Source organism: Limnohabitans sp. TEGF002 (assembly GCF_055395845.1).
The window spans coordinates 2,107,385-2,123,903 of record NZ_AP029224.1 but is presented as its reverse complement, the minus strand read 5'-3'; the positions used below and the strand labels follow the sequence as shown (position 1 = coordinate 2,123,903).

Sequence of the window (16,519 nt, the reverse complement as noted above, 5' to 3'; positions counted from 1 at the left end):
TTGCAGACTCACTGCACCACAAAACTGGTGAAGAAAACCTCTTCGATGCCGCCGAAGTCTTCGTATTTCTGCAAGACCGCGTTCATTTCTTCGCGGATTTTGGCGGCCAGGTCCTTGCGGAACTCGGGCTTGGCCAGGTCGGCTTCGGTCATCTGGCGCATCGCATCGAGGGCGACCGAGCGCAGCGCGAACTCATGTTTTTTGGCATTCTTGAACACGCGCTCGTCGTAGTGCGTCATGATGGCCAGGTTCAACTGGATGACTTTGCGTGTGTTGGTCAGGTTGGAGACCAAGGGCTTTTCCAGCTCCATGTAGCTGTTTTCAAAGCGCTGGAGCTCGGGCGACTCCTTGGCTTTCTTTTGAGGGGAAGCGTCGCTAGCCGCTGCCTTGCTGTCGGCGGCGCCTTCTTCCAGATTTTTAAGGGCCAGTTCGGCGGCAGCGGTGTCTTTCTTATCAAAGAAACCGGTCACGAACATCGTGCCCACGGCTGTGCCGACCAGCAGCAAAATGGCCACCAGCGCGATCACCACGATTTTGATCAGAGGCGATTTCTTCTTGCCTTCAACTTCGATTTCTTCGTCTGCCATGTTGATTCCTTGATTGATTGCGCGTCAAACCAGCACATCCCAGCCGTCTTCGCCCATTTTCATGGGTGAGGCGCTGACGGTGGGTGCGGGTGCTGATTCTGAACCTTCCACTCCGGTATTTGTCGATTTTGACATTTGTCCGGGTGTCGACTCTCCGCCACGTTGTCGGGTTTGCCCGTCACCTACCTGCATGGAAGCAACATCCATGCCCATTTGGCTCAGGGTGTCTTTGAGTTTGCTCATGCCGTCTTGGAGAAGTTCCCGGGTCATGGCCTGGGGGGCCGTGAAAACGGCATCCAGCTGACCGCTGAGCATCTTCATCTCCACCTCGATATGGCCGAGGGTGGCCGGCCTCAGGGAGATTTTGAGGTGCCACTGGCCTTTTTCAATTTCGGACAGTATGCGCTGCCCCACCGCTTGTCCCATTTTTTCAGCCAGGTTCTGCACGTTTTCACTGCGTTGTGTCAGTGCCGCGTCGGGGGCTGCTGCATTGGCTTCTGCGTTTTGCGCTTGTTGGCGGCTTGCAGCAGCGAGGTCGTGGCGGTGTGTGCCGTTGCTGGGTGTGGGTCCAGCACCCGAGGGGGCAGAGGAGCCCGCTTCGGCCATGGCTTGGCTGAGACTTTCCAGCAGTTCAGGCGTGGCTTCTTCGCTCAGGTCCAGATCGCTCAAAGCCATACCCGTCTTGGCTGCCTCTGTCTCCTTGAGGGCGGTCGCACTGAGTGTGTTGCGCAGCATCCAGACAGCTGCTGGAGCCGCTGGGGGCATCATGTGGATCTGTATATCAGAGACGTCTGACGAGCCGTCAGGTTTAGGGACGTTGATGCGGGCTTGTTCTGTATGCAGGCTCATGGCCCACAGGGCGGCATTGTTCAAACCGCTGTTGAGCACGGGCATATCGGGCTTGAGCGCTGTGCCTGTTTTCATGGCCTCACCGTTTGGGCTGGCGGCAGAGGCTGCCGCAAGAGGCTCTGATAATACATCCGAAGTACTCATATTTGTGATCGGAATCAAGGGGGCAACCGCTGCGACCAGGCTGGTGTGGTCGCCTGCTTGGGTCAGTCCACCGACCGGGCTTTGAAGTGGGGTAGCCAAGCCGGGGGTTGTGCCCATCAGCCACTGAACCGCGGTTTCGTCGAGGCCTTGCGAGCGGGCGAAGGCTTCAAGGCTTTGCTCATCCGGGGCTGTGATTTCAGCGGTGATGACATTGAGGTGTGGGCCCAAGTGGACGGCTTTGAGTGTGTCGCTCCCGAGGACCGCCTCGAAGCCAGTCAGCATCACCGGCCCATCGGCCAAGGCTTGCCCTGACAAATCAACGCCTGATTCTTTAAGAGGGCCCATGGCCTCTGTCATCACTTGGCCAAACTCGGTGGCTTCCTGACGCGTGCCAAGTTCATTTTTGAGTTCCAAAGAATTATTTGGGAGGCTGCTCGTGGCTCGGTTGGGGGTTTCTATCAGTGCGAAGGTCATCGGTATGGCGTCTTGTGAGAGGTTTGGGCGAAGTCAAACAGGTCAAACGCAGCGGCTATTTTTTGCCGCTTGCGTCCGTGATCACCTGATTGAGCAAGTTGCGCACCAGCTTTGCGGGCTGGGAGTCGGGACCATGGGTCAGGGGTGTCGATCGGTGTGGCATGTACCTTGCTTCAAGGTGTTGAAACATTTACACCTCGACTCTCTTTTCACTCTGTCAGCAGCCACTTCCACATGACCACATTGACCCTGTCAGCCATCCGACAGAACTTTGCCCGCTACGACCTGGCTGGTTTGGGTTTGCCTGTTCTGGTCCTGTTGATCATGGCGATGTTGGTGGTGCCACTGCCGCCCTTGCTGCTGGACATCTTGTTCACATTCAACATCATGATCAGCTTGGTGGTGATCATGATCGCGATTGGCACCCGCAAACCATTGGAATTTTCGTCTTTCCCCTCGGTTTTGCTGTTTGCCACCATGCTGCGGCTGGCCTTGAACGTGGCCTCCACCCGCGTGGTGCTGGTTCACGGCCATGAGGGGCCTGATGCCGCAGGTAAAGTGATTGCGGCGTTCGGCGAATTCGTCATCGGTGGCAACTATGTGGTGGGTTTCATCATCTTCGTGATCTTGATGATCGTGAACTTCTTTGTGGTGACCAAGGGTGCAGGCCGCGTCTCAGAGGTCAATGCCCGCTTCACCCTGGATGCGATGCCCGGCAAGCAGATGTCGATCGATGCCGACTTGAACGCCGGTGTCATCGATCAGGAAACCGCCAAAAAACGCCGGGAAGAATTAGCGCAGGAATCTGACTTCTTTGGCTCTATGGACGGTGCCTCCAAATTCGTGAGTGGCGATGCAATTGCGGGTCTGTTGATTTTGATCATCAACATCGTCGGCGGCTTGGCCATTGGCATTGGCCAGCACAACTTGGCCGTGGGCGAGGCGACCAAGTTGTATGTCCTGTTGACCATCGGTGATGGTTTGGTTGCTCAGATTCCTTCTCTGTTTCTGTCGCTGGCTACCGCCATCATCGTGACCCGGGTGACGACTTCCGAGTCGATGACCGAGCAGGCAGGCAGCCAATTCTCGAATGTGCCGGCCTTGTTCATTTCGGCCGGCATTTTGACCATCATGGGTTTGGTGCCAGGTATGCCTCACCTGGTGTTCCTGACGCTGGCCGCCGCCACGGCTGGGATGGGCTTCATGGTCATGCGCAAACAAATGGTGCTCGAACAAAGCACGGCCACACCCGCATTGCCTGTGAGTGATGCGCCCAAAGAGTTGGACTGGGATGATGTCGAGCAAGTTGACTTGATCGGTTTGGAAATTGGCTATGGCTTGATCCCCTTGGTCAACGTCGAGTCTGGCGGCCAGTTGATGACGCGTGTCAAAGGCGTGCGCAAAAAGCTCTCGGCGGAATTGGGCTTTTTGGTACAGCCTGTGCGCATCCGCGATGCGCTCAATCTGGAGCCCGACGCCTACCACATTGTTTTGAACGGCGTGGTGCGTGGCCGAGGCGAAGTCAAGGTGGGTCGCGAACTGGCGATCAATCCGGGCAAGGTGTACGGCAAAGTCGAAGGTCAGGCCACCAAAGAGCCAGCCTTCGGTCTGGAAGCAGTCTGGATCGAGCCCGCCTGGCGTGACCAAGCCCGCGCTCTGGGTTACACCGTGGTGGATCCGAGCACAGCCATCGCCACCCACATGAACAAGGTTCTGCGTGATAACGCCTCGGAATTGATGAGTCACGACGAAGCGCAGAAACTGCTCGACAAGTTGGCTGCGAAATCGCCCAAGTTGGTTGAAGAATTGGTGCCTGGTAAGTTGTCCTTGGGTGTGGTGACCCGTACGCTGCAAAATCTGCTGCAAGAGTCGGTGCCGATCCGCGACATGCGCACAGTCGTCGAAGCCCTGACTGAAGTCTGTGGTCGCACACAAGACCCTGACCAATTGACCCAGTTGGTTCGACCCAAGCTGGGCCGCATGATCGTGCAAAGCCTGACCGAGAACCGCGAGACCTTGTCGGTTCTGACCCTCGATCCTCAGCTGGAACAGTTGTTGCACAACGTCTTGCAACAAAACACCAACTCGGCCGGCATGGTGCTCGAGCCTGGTTTGGCTGAAAGCCTTTTTTCCGCACTGCGCGAGAGCGCCCGAGCCACCGAAGAGCAGGGCCTGCCCGCCGTGCTGGTGGTTTCGCCAGCCATTCGACCCTGGATGTCCAGAGCCGTGCGTTACCGAGTCAATGACCTCACGGTCTTGTCCTACAGCGAAATTCCGGATGACCAGGCTGTCAAGGTGATCAACACCGTTCAAGCCGATCCACGCAACAACCCCACTGTGACCAAAGCCTGATAAATCATGGAACTCAAACGCATCATTGCCCGAGACAGCCGCTCAGCCAACGAGAAAGCCATCCAGATGTATGGCCCCGACGTCCTGATCATCTCCAGCCAAAGGGTGGACCAGCAAACCGAACTGATCGTGGCGGTCGATGTCGGTAGTGAGCCTGTGCAGGCCGCAGCGCCCGCGCTGTCGGAGGTTAACGCCACGGCTGCTGCACAAGACGCCGCTTTCTTGGCCGACAAAGATGCGTCTTTGCCTTTTGCTCAGGTATTTCAAAACGCAAATGCCCAAGCTGCAGCAGACCTGCAGGAAGAGGAGGCAGCCACTCTGGATTTTCAGACGGCTGAGGCCGGTTTGCGTGCACGCGGTCTGCCTGTGCAGCCTCAAACCATGGTCGCAGAGAATCCCTTGGCGCCTACCCGCGCCCCCATCGACGCCGCCTTGCAAGAGGCAGCAGCCCAGGCAGCACACTATGAGCGGCAACGCAGCCAGGAAATCGTCGAGATGCTGCGCCAGGAAATGTCGGCTTTGCGCAAAGAGTTTGCGCTGTCCCGTCAAATGCAGCCTTGGCAGGCCGCCCAAGGCTTGTCGCCCGATGTCCAGAAGCTGACCATGGCCATGCAGGAGGTGGGCATGCCGGTGGCTTTGCGCAGTTTGCTGACCGACAGCATTCAGGGCCTGGACACGCTGGGCGAGGCTTGGCCTGTGATTGAAGGTCTGTTGACCGACGCCATCAGCCGCCCAGCGACCCAGGTGCCCGATGTGGGAATGCATGCTTTGTGCGGGCCTTCAGGTGCGGGTAAAACCTCGATGCTGGGGCGCTTGGCCTACGCAGCAGCTCAGGCGCACGGTGCTGAAAAGCAGGTCATGATCAGCTATGGCGATCAGCGCCCCGGTGCGTGGTCGCAAATCCAGTTGTTGGCTTCGCAAGCAGGCGCATCGTGCTTTCGCGCTGCCGACTTGGCCATGCTGCAAACCTTGCTCGACGAGTTGCAGGGCAAAACGATTTGGATTGATACCCCGGGCACCGATTTCGCAGCCCATGCGCAGCAGTTGAAACAGTCCTTTTCAGTGCTTGGCATTCACGCGGTGTTGCCCGTTGATGCTACAGTGACCAGTGTGCAAAAAATCCTCCAAAATTCTGAAATTCGATGGTCATCCTTGATGTTGACCAAAGTGGACGAAGCCGCCTACCCATGGCCTTTGATCAAGGGTCTGTGCGACCAGCCGCTGGCCGTTTCTTGCATGGCCGGGGACAGCAAGATCAATGTGCCCCCGCTGCGTTTTGGTCCCGAGCGCTTGATTGAGCTGGCGATGACGCCCCTGCAGGCGCTGCTGCCAGAGATCGCACATGTGCATGCCGATGCGAAGCCTGCCAAGGCGGCCCGCAAGCCCCGTGCCAAAAAAGAGGTGGCATTGGCCCCTGAAGTTCTACCTAAAACCCGTGCCCTCAGGGCGCGGGCTGTGACGGCCAAGTCGTCTGCCAAGGCTGTTCATGGATAAAAAAAGTTTTCCCCAAGTCATCGGTGTAGCCAGCGGCAAAGGGGGGGCCGGTAAAACAACCGTCTCCATCAATTTGGCGGTGGCATTGGCCATGCGGGGCCAGAAGGTGATGCTGCTGGACGCAGACTTGGGCATGGCGAATGCGCAAATTGCCTTGGGCGCACATGCACCTTTCAACATCAGCCATGTGCTCAACGGCAGCAAAACCTTGCAAGAGGTGTTGATCACCACTGCTCAGGGCGTCAGGCTGGTGCCTGGGGCCTCTGGTTTGCGCGATATTGCTGCACTCGATTCGGCGCAAATCGCCAGCATGATCCATGCGTTTGACACCCTCGATGAGCCCGTGGATTATTTGGTGGTCGATGTGGCTGCGGGCATTGCCCCTGCCGTCCTCGAGTTCATGGCCGCTTGCCAGCGTCGCTTTGTGGTGGTGTGCGACCAGCCCTCTTCGATTGCCGACGCGTACGGCTTGATCAAGGTCATGGCCACCGAGCAATCGCTGGACGAGATTTACCTGATTCCCAATATGGTGGGCAATGCCCACGAAGGTCGGCAGTTGTACCGACGCCTGAACGATGTGTGCACCCGTTTTCTCGGGGTGTCGATCCGTTACTTGAACGCCATCGAGGGCGATGAGTTGGTGCTGCAGGCCTTGCGCAAATACCAGTCGGTGCTGGATTACGCCCCCGGCAGCGCCGCAGCCAGAGATTTCCGTGCCTTGGCCGAAGCCGTGACCCAATTGCCCCCGGTCCAGTCGGCTTCTGGTCGCATGCAATTTTTCATGGAGCGGATGCTCCATGTCCCCACGGGCGAGTGAGCGCATGAACAGCAATGTCTCCCTGTACGAAGAAGTCGGCAACCGGCACGAATCGCTGATCCTGGCGCACATGCCCATGGTCAAGCGGGTCGCCGTGCACCTGAAGGCACGTCTCCCGCCTTTCATGGAGCTGGACGAGCTGGTTCAGGTGGGGATGGTGGGCTTGATTGAGGCCGCACGCTCATTTGATCCGACCAAAGGTTTTGAATTCGAGCATTTTGCGCTCAGTCGCGTGCGCGGAGCCATCTTGGACGAAGTGCGCAGGCAGTCTTTCTTGCCACGCTCGGCTGTGGCCTTCAACAAAAACGAAAACGAAGCCGTGCATGTCTTGGCTGCCGAGCTCGGCCGTGCGCCGACCCAAGCCGAATTGGCCTTGTATATGGGCAAGGAAATTGAGGAGTTCCATAAAGAGCGGGGACAAGCCAAGCGTTTTGAAACCTTCTCCATGGAGGTCGTCAACGACGAGGTGATGAGCATGCCTGGCGACAGCGCCATGCAGCCCGAGGTCATCGTCGAGGAGGCGGAGTTTATGGAAGCGGTGGTCCAGGCCATTGACCAATTGCCCGAGCGGGAGAGGATGGTCATGTCGCTGTACTACGTTGAAGAACTCAATTTGAAGGAGATTGGCGAGGTTTTGGGGGTCAGCGAATCAAGGGTGAGTCAAATTCTTTCGACAGTGGTGAAGAAGTTGCGGCAAAATCTGCAAATCTCTTAAAACTAATTGAATTTTCAATGCTCAGTATTTTCAATCGCAACAATCCTGCCGACGAGATGAAACGCGCTGTGGCAGCGTTTGAAAAAGTGGTGTCTTTGGATTCTGACTCACGCGAAGCACGGAGTTTACGCATGCGCATGGGCATGCTTTGTCGTGCGCATCTGGACAAGACATTCATTGCCGGGGCTGAACAAACGGCGGCTTGGCAGGAGTTGGCTACCTTGTCGATTGCGGCTGGTAAGCCTGTACCTGACCTACCAGTTGCTTCTAAATTTCAAAAAATACGCGCAGGTGAGTCTGATATTTATGCTTACTTGCCCGAAGAGTATGTGAATGAGGTTTTCGGTATGGGTGTGCGGTACCAAAAAATGGAATTGTCTGCACAAAAAGCCATTGAAGCCATGCAGGCCTTGGCCAATCAAATCAGTTATTACGATCTGCGTTTGCAAGAACCCTTTCAGGTCTTGAGTTTCTTGCGTGACGAGTTGGCGGCGGAAGAGGGCTCGCAAGCCAATGCGGATGGCACAGATCAAAACGAATCTCCTTCAGGCAGCCCTGGCTCCCCTTAATCCCCATGGAAGCCTTGGTCAACGCTCTGATGGCGATCGGCCTGCTGCTGATCTTGATATTGGTCATTTACCTGATTGACCGTGTCAATGCGATCGAAAAAGAAACGCGTAAGGTGATGACGTCCATCAGCGAAAAGTCGGCAACTGCATCGACCCCATTCATGGGCTTGTCCTCCAAAAGGCTGTGGGATACCATGACAGGCCGGGCAGCCGAAGGACTGGACGCACAAGCCATCGCAGAACTAAGAAGCCAGTACCAAGTGGTGCTTTCCAAGCACATAGAGGCGCTTTACCAGGAGGGCTTCAAAGACGGGCAGCGGGGCATGTCGGGTGAGACCAAAAACACCAAACAAATTTCCACATCCAAAGGGCTGGTGGAGTCTTGGATTCCCTCGGCGCAGGCCAACGCCTTGTACCAATGCGGCCTCAACGCTTCGCAAACGCCTGAGGCGGAATGGGGCCCTATTCGGGCCTCCATGGATGAAGCGGGTCAATTCTTGATGGGTAAAACCCAACTCGATGCCAGCAGCCCTTTATCTGACTGGCTGATGCCTGTTCTCAATCCCACCGCTTCTCCCGGTGCAGCGCAGGGTCCTCAGGCGGTTTTGGCTCCAGCGGTAGAACCCGCGGGCACGCCTGGCTCCGTGGCGAGCTGAAAGATATTTGGCCGATGGGCTGGTACCGGACTCAAGTTTTCCGGGATCCCGCCGATTCCTCTGTTACTGAAGTAGTAAAGGGGTTTTTTCAATGCGTGCCTATTCCAAGTTTGCTGAAAGTTACGGTTCTGTCCAGGTCTCTACAGGTGTGGCGACAGCAGACAATGTTCAGCTGATCCAGATGCTGTTTGATGGTTTGCTGGAGAGTTTGGCGACCGCATCGGGCCACATTCAGAACAATGCCATTGAGGAAAAATCCAAAGCGCTGGCTCGTGCAGGCCGCATTGTGGTGGGTTTGCAAGGTGCGCTGGATTTTGAGCGCGGCGGCGAGTTGGCTCAAAATCTGAACGAGTTGTACGCCTACATCACGCGTCGACTGTTCCACATCAACGCCTACAACGATTTGACGGCGCTGGAAGAAGTCAAAACCCTGATCAAGGACATTTCGCAAGCTTGGCAGACACTGCCCAGCCTGTTGGCCGATACCGGTCGCAAGACACACTACGCCAACTGATGGGGATTCCCTGTGAACGGGTTGGCCGATTGGTCTGCCCGACAGGGATCGAACCTGTGACCCACAGCTTAGAAGGCTGTTGCTCTATCCAACTGAGCTACGGGCAGAAAGTGCAAGATCTACAGAAACACAAAAGGCCCTGACGGGCCTTTGTTGTTTGTGTGTCTGTGGCCAGACTATTGGCATTTTCTTGGGGTTTGAATATCAAGAAATGGTCGGAGCGGCGGGATTCGAACTCGCGACCCTCTGCTCCCAAAGCAGATGCGCTACCAGGCTGCGCTACGCTCCGACAAGCGATATTCTAACCCTCAAAAACCCTGTTCTTGGCCTCGCGGCCAAAAAAGTCAGCTTCCCCGTGTGATCGGCATGCCCAAATCACCGGGCAGTGCCAGTTGTTTGGCCAGTTCCAGCTTGGCCAGCGAGTTGCGGTGCACCTCGTCCGGACCATCTGCCAGGCGCAGGGTGCGCTGGTGGGCGTAGGCATAGGCCAGCGGGAAGTCTTGCGACACACCGCCACCGCCGTGGGCCTGAATCGCCCAGTCGATGATCTGGCAAGCCATGTTGGGGGCCACGATCTTGATCATGGCGATCTCGGCCTTGGCCACCTTGTTGCCGACGGTGTCCATCATGTATGCGGCTTTGAGCGTGAGCAGGCGGGCCTGTTCAATCATGCAGCGCGACTCGGCGATGCGCTCTTGCCACACGGTCTGGCGAGCCACTTCGCGGCCAAAGGCCACGCGCTCGTTCAGGCGCTTGCACATCAGCTCGAGGGCGCGTTCGGCGATGCCGATGGTGCGCATGCAGTGGTGGATGCGGCCAGGTCCGAGGCGGCCTTGGGCGATTTCAAAGCCACGGCCTTCGCCTAGTAAGATGTTCTCAGCCGGTACGCGCACGTCTTTGAGCAACACTTCCATGTGGCCGTGTGGCGCATCGTCGTAACCGAACACCGACAAGGCGCGGACAACCGTGATGCCTTTGCTGTTGGCGGGCACCACGATCATGGACTGCTGCTCATGTCGGCCTGCGTCGGGGTTGGTCTTGCCCATGACGATGTAGACCGCGCAGCGTGGGTCGCCTGCACCAGACGACCACCACTTGCGGCCGTTGATGACATATTCGTTACCTTCGCGGCGAATTTCACATTCGATATTGGTGGCATCCGACGAGGCCACATCGGGCTCGGTCATCAAGAAGGCAGAGCGGATTTCGCCGCGCAGAAGGGGTTCGAGCCATTCGTCCTTGAGGCTTTCGCTGGCGTAACGCTCCAGCGTTTCCATGTTGCCGGTGTCTGGGGCTGAGCAGTTGAACACTTCTGCCGCAAAGGGCACTCGGCCCATGATCTCGCACAGAGGTGCGTATTCGAGGTTGGACAAGCCTTGCGGTGCGCGTGTCGACTTGGGCAAAAACAGGTTCCACAAACCGGCGGCCAGGGCTTTGGGCTTGAGCTCCTCAACGATTTTGGTGGGGACCCAAGCATTGCCTTTGGCGCGGTTCTCAGCGATTTCAGCGAAAAAGCGTGCCTCATTGGGGTAAATGTGCTCGTCCATGAAGGCCAGCAAGCGCGCTTGCATGTCTTTGACCTTGGGGGTGTATTGGAAATCCATGGTCTCTCTCCTGAGGGTTGGGTGGTGGTTTTGTAAAAGTGATCAGGCTTGGCGGGCAAAACGCCAGGCCAACTCGGCCATGGGGCGGGCACCCGCACCCGAAGTTTTGGCTTGGTCGCTGGATGCGGTGCCATCTTCGACGCGTTTGGCAATGCCTTGCAAGATGGCCGCGATGCGGAACATGTTGTAGGCGAGGTAAAAGTTCCAGTCTTTCGCCAGCGCTTCAGGGGTGGTGAAGCCGGTGCGTTCGCAATAGCGGCGGATGTATTCGGCTTCGGATGGAATGCCCAAAGCAGCCAAATCAAGCCCGCCAATACCTCGGAAGGTGCCGGGACTGATGTGCCAAGCCATGCAGTGGTAACTGAAATCGGCCAGCGGGTGACCCAGCGTGGACAGCTCCCAATCCAGAACCGCCAGCACGCGGGCCTCGGAGGGGTGGAACATCAGGTTGTCCAGCCGGTAGTCGCCGTGCACGACGCCGACCAGGGATTCGTCTTTGGCGCTGTCCGGGATGTTTTTCGGCAGCCACTCGATCAACTGGTCCATCTCTGGGATGGGCTGGGTGATGGATGCGGCGTACTGTTTGCTCCAGCGGCCGATTTGGCGCTCGATGTAGTTGCCCGGTTTGCCGTAGCTGGACAGGCCTTGTTTGGCCACATCGACCTTGTGCAACGCCGCCAGCACGCGGTTCATTTCGTCGTAAATGGCACCGCGCTCGGCAGGTGTCATGCCAGGCAGGGACTGGTCCCACAGCACGCGGCCTTGCACGAACTCCATGACGTAAAAGGCGCGGCCGATGACGGATTCGTCGTCACACAGCACATGCATTTGGGCCACGGGCACATCGGTGCCGTGCAGGCCTTTCATCACGGCAAATTCGCGCTCGATGGCGTGGGCCGATGGCAGCAACTTGGCCACTGGGCCGGGTTTGGCCCGCATCACGTATTGGCGCGAGGGGGTGATGAGCTTGTAGGTGGGGTTGGATTGCCCGCCCTTGAACATTTCCACGCTCAAGGGGCCCACAAAACCGGGCAGTCTGGCGCTGAGCCAGGCTTCCAGGGCTGGGATGTCGAAGGCATGGGTGCCCGTGACAGGCCGGGTCCCCACGAAATGGTCAAAAGCACTCATGGGGTTACCCGTCGAAAATCAGTGATCGCCGCATTCAGCGGCGAGAGGGTGGAAGTGGGGCGTGTCAGTGGTCCGCGTTGACGATCAGCAGCAGCGCATCGCGGTCCAGCACCACCAAGCCGCCCGGCTCGATGCGGATGATCTGCTCGCGCTCCATTTGTTTGAGTTCCTGGTTCACGCGTTGGCGCGATGCCCCCAACAGTTGCGCCAGTTCCTCTTGCGCCAGCTGCAAGCTGATGCGGATCGCTTTGGCGTCCGACAAGCTCGGCACGCCGTAGCTGCGCAGCAAGTGGTTGAGTTGCTTGGCCAAGCGAGCACGCAGCGGTAGGGTGTTGAGGTCTTCCACCAAGCCGTAGAGCTGTCGAATGCGGCGCGACTGCAGGCGCAACATGGCTTCGTAAAACTCGACGTGCTGCGACAAAATCTTCTTGAAGTCGGCCTTGGCCACGTTGAGCGTCGTCGTGTCGCCGTGTGCGTAGCAGTCGTGCGTGCGGCGATCCCCATCGAATATCGACACATCGCCGAACCAGATGCCCGGCTCCACATAGGTCAAGGTGATCTGCTTGCCCGATACCGAGGTCGAGCTCACGCGCACAGCGCCCTTGGCACAGGCGATCCACTGCTCGGGCGGGTCTCCCCGTGCCGCGAGCATGTCGCCGTCCTTGAAACGTTTGACGTAAGCGCATCGAAGTATGTCGTGACGAAGTGAAGGGGAAAGGGTTGAGAACCAGCGACCACCATTGATCGCTTCTCTTTCCTCCATTGTCAGAATCGGTTCGTCCATGCTCTGTCCTTTGAGTGACTGTGAATCGTTTTTTTGTCGCCTGGGGGACCAGTCGCTTTATTCGTATTCGGGTTTTTGCTTGTTTAAAAACGCACCGATGCCGATGCCGGCGTTGGGGTGGTGCAGGTTTTTGACAAAGTGATCGCGCTCTCGCGCCAGTTGCGCATTGAGGCTGCTGCCGTCGGCATCGCCGAGCAGCTCCTTGATGCTGGCCAGCGCGTTGGGTGCGCGGGCGTTGAGTTGTTCGCTCAGCTGCATGGCGATGTTCAGCGACTGACCTGCATCGGCCAGCCGGTTGACCACGCCCAGTTGTTGCAAGCGCTCGGCCCCAATGCGCTCACCACACATCAGCAGTTCGGTGGCCAGCTGGCGCGGCACCGCGCGAGACAGGCTCCAGCTGCCGCCACCGTCGGGCGACAAAGCAATCGAGCTGTAGGCCATCACGAACACGCTGTTGCGGGCCGCGACGATCAGGTCGCAAGCCAGCGCCAATGAAAAACCGGCACCGGCCGCTGGCCCTTCGACGGCGGCAATTACCGGTTTTGGGAAGGTGCGGATGGCTTCGATCCAGTTGTGCAGGCCTTCGATGCTTTGCGCTTGGTGCTCGGGCGGCAGCTGACGGTTGTTTTGCAGGCGCTGCAAATTGCCGCCTGCGCTGAAGATGCCGTTGGCCCCGGTGATGACCACGCTACGGACATCGGCGCTCGATTCGGCCACGCTCAGGGCTTCGACCCCGGCGGCGTACATCTCGGGCCCGAGGGCGTTGCGAAACTCCGGGTTGCTGAGGGTCAGGATAAGGGTCTGACCTTCGCTGGTGCTGAGAAGTTGTGCAGTCATTTTTTTCTCAATCAGTTGGGTACAGAGCTAAAGATCGGTCCCGCACAGTCATTATTCTTCGGTGTGCATCAAGGACAGGCCAATCGCACCACGGCGGCGCAACCAGGGGCTGGGGCGGTAACGCATATCGCCATAGACGGTCTGCATGTTGAATAGCACTTCAAGGATGCTGTCCGGGCCAAAGCGGTTGCCCATGGCCAATGGCCCCAGCGGATAGGCCAGGCCCAGCGTGACCGCGGTTTCCAGGTCTTGTGGGGTGCAGATGCGCTGCTGGCAGATGTCGGACGCGATGTTCACGATGGTGGCCACCACGCGCTGGGTGACAAAGCCGCCGCTGTCGCGGATGACCGAGACCGCTTTGCCGTCGCGGGCAAACAGGGCGTGTGCGGCGTCGCGCATGTCGGCGCGGGTGGCGGGGTTGGTGGCCAGCACGCGGCGCTTGGTGGCCCCGTCGTTGACCAGCATGTCGATGCCCACGGTGCGGGCTGGGTCCAGGCGCTCGACCACGGCCACGGTGGTGATGTCAAAGCCCAGTGGGGCGACGATGGTCAGCGCTTCAGGCGAGGGCGATGCGCCGGTTTCGACTTTGGCACCCAGATCCTTGAGCAGTTGCAGCAGTTCCATGCGGCGCGCCGCACGCGGCGAGACCCACACGGGCGGGATGGTGTCCACCACGGGCACGGGCGGCTCGGCAGGCACTTGGGCTGCGCCGTCCACGTATTTGTAGAAGCCTTCGCCCACTTTTTTACCGACCACGCCTGCGGCCAAGCGCTGGGCAGTGATCACGTTGGGGCGGTAGCGCGGCTCTTCGTAATACTGGTGGTAAATGGCTTCAATGACGTGGTGCGACACATCAAGCGCCGTCAGGTCAAACAACTCGAAGGGGCCGAGTTTGAAGCCGACCTGATCGCGCAAGATGCGGTCGATGGTGGCGAAATCGGCGATGCCTTCGCTCACGATGCGCAGGGCTTCGGTGCTGTAACCGCGCCCGGCGTGGTTGACGATGAAGCCGGGCGTGTCTTGCGCCTGCACGGGCGTGTGGCCCATTTGGCGGGCAAACTCCGACAAGCGCTCGCAGACGGCCGCGTCGGTCTTGAGGCCGGCGATGACCTCGACCACCTTCATCAGGGGTACGGGGTTGAAGAAGTGGTAACCGGCAAACAGGCCGGGACGCTGCAAAGCGGCGGCAATGGCGGTCACCGACAGCGAGGAGGTGTTGGTCACCAGCACGGCGGTGGGGGTCAGCACTTTTTCCAGCTCAGAGAACAGACTTTTCTTGATGTCGATTTTTTCGACAATGGCTTCGACCACCAACTCGCATTCAGCCAAATCTTGCAGTGTGGCTGCACCAAGCAGGCGGCTTTTGTGACCGGCCACGGCTTCGGCCGTCAGGCGGCCTTTTTCCTGCAACTTGTCCCATTGCTGGAACACCGCATCGCGGGCTTTGGCGATGGCTTCGGGTTGGGTGTCATACAGCCAGACCTGGCTGCCTGCCTGGGCGGCGATTTGGGCAATGCCCCGGCCCATGGCGCCTGCGCCGATGATGGCGACTTTGGAGAATGCGAGAGTCATAAAAGAGAGGAGGTCTTAAGGAGGGGCTCGTCAAAAACCCGCTGTGCCAAGGGCTAGGGCCGATAGCTTGCGGACAGGCACGCAGCGGAGCAACAAAGATTATCGCTTCAGTTCAGAGGCAAAACCCTGCTGGAGGCTCAGCGGCGCACTTGCAGGGCGCCGGGGTTGACGATGTTGGTGGGGGTGCCTTTGATGAAATTCACCACGTTGTCGAAAGCAGCACCGAAATACAGTTCATAACTGTTCTTTTCGACATATCCGATGTGCGGCGTACAGATGCAGTTTTCCAAGCGGAGCAAGGCCGAGCCTTGCATGATGGGCTCGGACTCGAAGACGTCGATGGCTGCCAAGCCTGGTCGGCCTCGGTTCAAGGCGCTGATCAAGGCGTTGGGCTCGATCAACTCGGCGCGAGAGGTGTTCACGAACAAGGCTGTGGGTTTCATACGGCCTAAATCCTCACCGGTGACCATGCCCTGGATGGCTTCGTTGAAGCGCAAATGGATCGACACCACATCGGACTCTTCAAAAAATGCCACCCTGCTGCTGGCAGCGCGCAGGCCCTGCTGGACGGCCAGGGTGCGGGATTCGTTGCTTCCCCAAACCACGACGTCCATGCCAAATGCTTTGCCGTACCCCGCGACCAGCTGACCAATTTGGCCATAACCCCAAATGCCGAGCGTCTTGCCGCGCAGCACGGTGCCCAGTCCGAAATTGGCCGGCATGGAGCCGGCTTTCAGGCCCGACTGCTGCCAGGCACCGTGTTTGAGGTTGCCAATGTATTGAGGGAGACGACGTGCCGCAGCCATGATCAAAGCCCAGGTCAGCTCGGCTGGCGCTATCGGAGAGCCGACACCTTCGGCCACGGCCACCCCGCGCTCCGTGCAGGCGGCCAAATCAATGTGCCCACCCACGCGGCCTGTTTGGGCAATCAGCTTCAAGCGGGGCAATTTCTCGATCACAGCCCGTGTCAGATGGGTGCGTTCACGGATCAGCACGATGATGTCTGCGTCCTTCAGCCGCACAGACAACTGCCCAATGCCTTTGACAGTGTTGGTGTAGACCTTGGCCGGGAAGTTTTCGAGTTTGACTGCGCAGTCGAGCTTGCGCACTGCATCTTGGTAGTCGTCAAGGATCACAATGTTCATCCCTCCATTGTGCCCTGACGAGGCGACCTGTTCAGGTCAGCGGGGTGGCATTTCGGATCAAATTCGGGCTTGAGCGGCCTCGAGAGCTGCCAGGCGGTCCAGTTCGGCGCAGACATCGGCCATGCGCCCCGAAATCACCATGCGACCGGCACCCTTGACCCGTTGATCGCTTTCGGTCACCCGCAAGACACGCAGTGCGGGTGTGGCCACAGGCTGAACGCGTTGCTGAGGCGTAATCCTCGATGCCAGAGCACTGCACGATGGTTGGCGCGTGGCCC

Annotated in this window: 16 protein-coding genes and 2 tRNA genes; 7 read left to right on the top strand and 11 right to left on the bottom strand. The window is 58.5% G+C overall.

Annotation, left to right across the window (positions count from 1 at the left end; genetic code table 11):
- Nucleotides 1–8 precede the first annotated feature (8 nt).
- The gene (locus ACZ5SR_RS10540) at nt 9–587 is read right to left on the bottom strand and encodes a flagellar basal body-associated FliL family protein (RefSeq protein WP_464448634.1); all 579 of its coding nucleotides are present in this window, start codon (nt 585–587) and stop codon (nt 9–11) included.
- A gap of 24 nt (nt 588–611) precedes the next feature.
- Nucleotides 612–1,994 carry a flagellar hook-length control protein FliK gene (locus ACZ5SR_RS10535; RefSeq protein WP_464451119.1) on the bottom strand — a complete coding sequence of 461 codons (1,383 nt, stop codon included), beginning with the start codon at nt 1,992–1,994 and terminating at the stop codon, nt 612–614.
- A 294-nt stretch (nt 1,995–2,288) separates the two neighbouring features.
- Here ACZ5SR_RS10535 and flhA point away from each other — a divergent pair, with 294 nt between their 5' ends.
- The 7 genes from flhA to fliS all read left to right on the top strand — a co-directional run bounded on the left by flhA (nt 2,289) and on the right by fliS (nt 9,171).
- Complete coding sequence (gene flhA / locus ACZ5SR_RS10530) at nt 2,289–4,406, top strand: flagellar biosynthesis protein FlhA (RefSeq protein WP_464448632.1); 2,118 nt, start codon at nt 2,289–2,291, stop codon at nt 4,404–4,406.
- 6 nt (nt 4,407–4,412) lie between these two features.
- Complete coding sequence (locus ACZ5SR_RS10525; RefSeq protein ID WP_464448631.1) at nt 4,413–5,900, top strand: hypothetical protein; 1,488 nt, start codon at nt 4,413–4,415, stop codon at nt 5,898–5,900.
- Nucleotides 5,893–6,717 carry a MinD/ParA family protein gene (locus tag ACZ5SR_RS10520; RefSeq protein WP_464448630.1) on the top strand — a complete coding sequence of 275 codons (825 nt, stop codon included), beginning with the start codon at nt 5,893–5,895 and terminating at the stop codon, nt 6,715–6,717. The genes ACZ5SR_RS10525 and ACZ5SR_RS10520 overlap by 8 nt, the downstream gene beginning before the upstream one ends.
- Before the next feature lie 4 nt (nt 6,718–6,721).
- Nucleotides 6,722–7,432, top strand: coding sequence for an RNA polymerase sigma factor FliA (gene fliA / locus ACZ5SR_RS10515; RefSeq protein ID WP_464448629.1), 711 nt, complete (start codon nt 6,722–6,724; stop codon nt 7,430–7,432).
- Nucleotides 7,433–7,449: 17 nt separating this feature from the next.
- Nucleotides 7,450–8,001 carry a hypothetical protein gene (locus ACZ5SR_RS10510; protein ID WP_464448628.1) on the top strand — a complete coding sequence of 184 codons (552 nt, stop codon included), beginning with the start codon at nt 7,450–7,452 and terminating at the stop codon, nt 7,999–8,001.
- Between the two features lie 5 nt (nt 8,002–8,006).
- Entirely contained in the window at nt 8,007–8,657 is a 651-nt protein-coding gene (locus ACZ5SR_RS10505) for a hypothetical protein (protein WP_464448627.1), read from the top strand.
- A gap of 91 nt (nt 8,658–8,748) precedes the next feature.
- Nucleotides 8,749–9,171, top strand: coding sequence for a flagellar export chaperone FliS (fliS, locus tag ACZ5SR_RS10500; protein ID WP_464448626.1), 423 nt, complete (start codon nt 8,749–8,751; stop codon nt 9,169–9,171).
- 30 nt (nt 9,172–9,201) lie between these two features.
- On the opposite strand, the gene ACZ5SR_RS10495 is transcribed toward fliS, so the two are convergent.
- The 9 genes from ACZ5SR_RS10495 to ACZ5SR_RS10455 form a co-directional block, all read right to left on the bottom strand.
- A tRNA-Arg gene (locus tag ACZ5SR_RS10495) sits at nt 9,202–9,278 on the bottom strand.
- A 105-nt stretch (nt 9,279–9,383) separates the two neighbouring features.
- Nucleotides 9,384–9,460, bottom strand: a tRNA-Pro gene (locus tag ACZ5SR_RS10490).
- 55 nt (nt 9,461–9,515) lie between these two features.
- Nucleotides 9,516–10,775 (bottom strand): acyl-CoA dehydrogenase family protein, encoded by a 1,260-nt coding sequence (locus tag ACZ5SR_RS10485; protein WP_464448625.1) that lies wholly within the window; start codon nt 10,773–10,775, stop codon nt 9,516–9,518.
- 42 nt (nt 10,776–10,817) lie between these two features.
- Entirely contained in the window at nt 10,818–11,903 is a 1,086-nt protein-coding gene (locus ACZ5SR_RS10480; RefSeq protein ID WP_464448624.1) for a phosphotransferase, read from the bottom strand.
- Between the two features lie 64 nt (nt 11,904–11,967).
- Nucleotides 11,968–12,687, bottom strand: coding sequence for a Crp/Fnr family transcriptional regulator (locus tag ACZ5SR_RS10475; protein WP_108426112.1), 720 nt, complete (start codon nt 12,685–12,687; stop codon nt 11,968–11,970).
- 57 nt (nt 12,688–12,744) lie between these two features.
- On the bottom strand, nt 12,745–13,524 hold the full coding sequence (locus ACZ5SR_RS10470) for an oxepin-CoA hydrolase, alternative type (protein ID WP_464448623.1): 780 nt from the start codon (nt 13,522–13,524) through the stop codon (nt 12,745–12,747).
- 51 nt (nt 13,525–13,575) lie between these two features.
- Nucleotides 13,576–15,096: a 3-hydroxyacyl-CoA dehydrogenase gene (locus ACZ5SR_RS10465; protein ID WP_464448622.1), complete on the bottom strand. Its 1,521-nt coding sequence runs from the start codon at nt 15,094–15,096 to the stop codon at nt 13,576–13,578.
- 137 nt (nt 15,097–15,233) lie between these two features.
- Nucleotides 15,234–16,241 (bottom strand): D-2-hydroxyacid dehydrogenase family protein, encoded by a 1,008-nt coding sequence (locus tag ACZ5SR_RS10460; protein WP_464448621.1) that lies wholly within the window; start codon nt 16,239–16,241, stop codon nt 15,234–15,236.
- Nucleotides 16,242–16,298: 57 nt separating this feature from the next.
- Nucleotides 16,299–16,451 carry a hypothetical protein gene (locus ACZ5SR_RS10455; protein WP_464448620.1) on the bottom strand — a complete coding sequence of 51 codons (153 nt, stop codon included), beginning with the start codon at nt 16,449–16,451 and terminating at the stop codon, nt 16,299–16,301.
- Nucleotides 16,452–16,519: the final 68 nt, after the last annotated feature.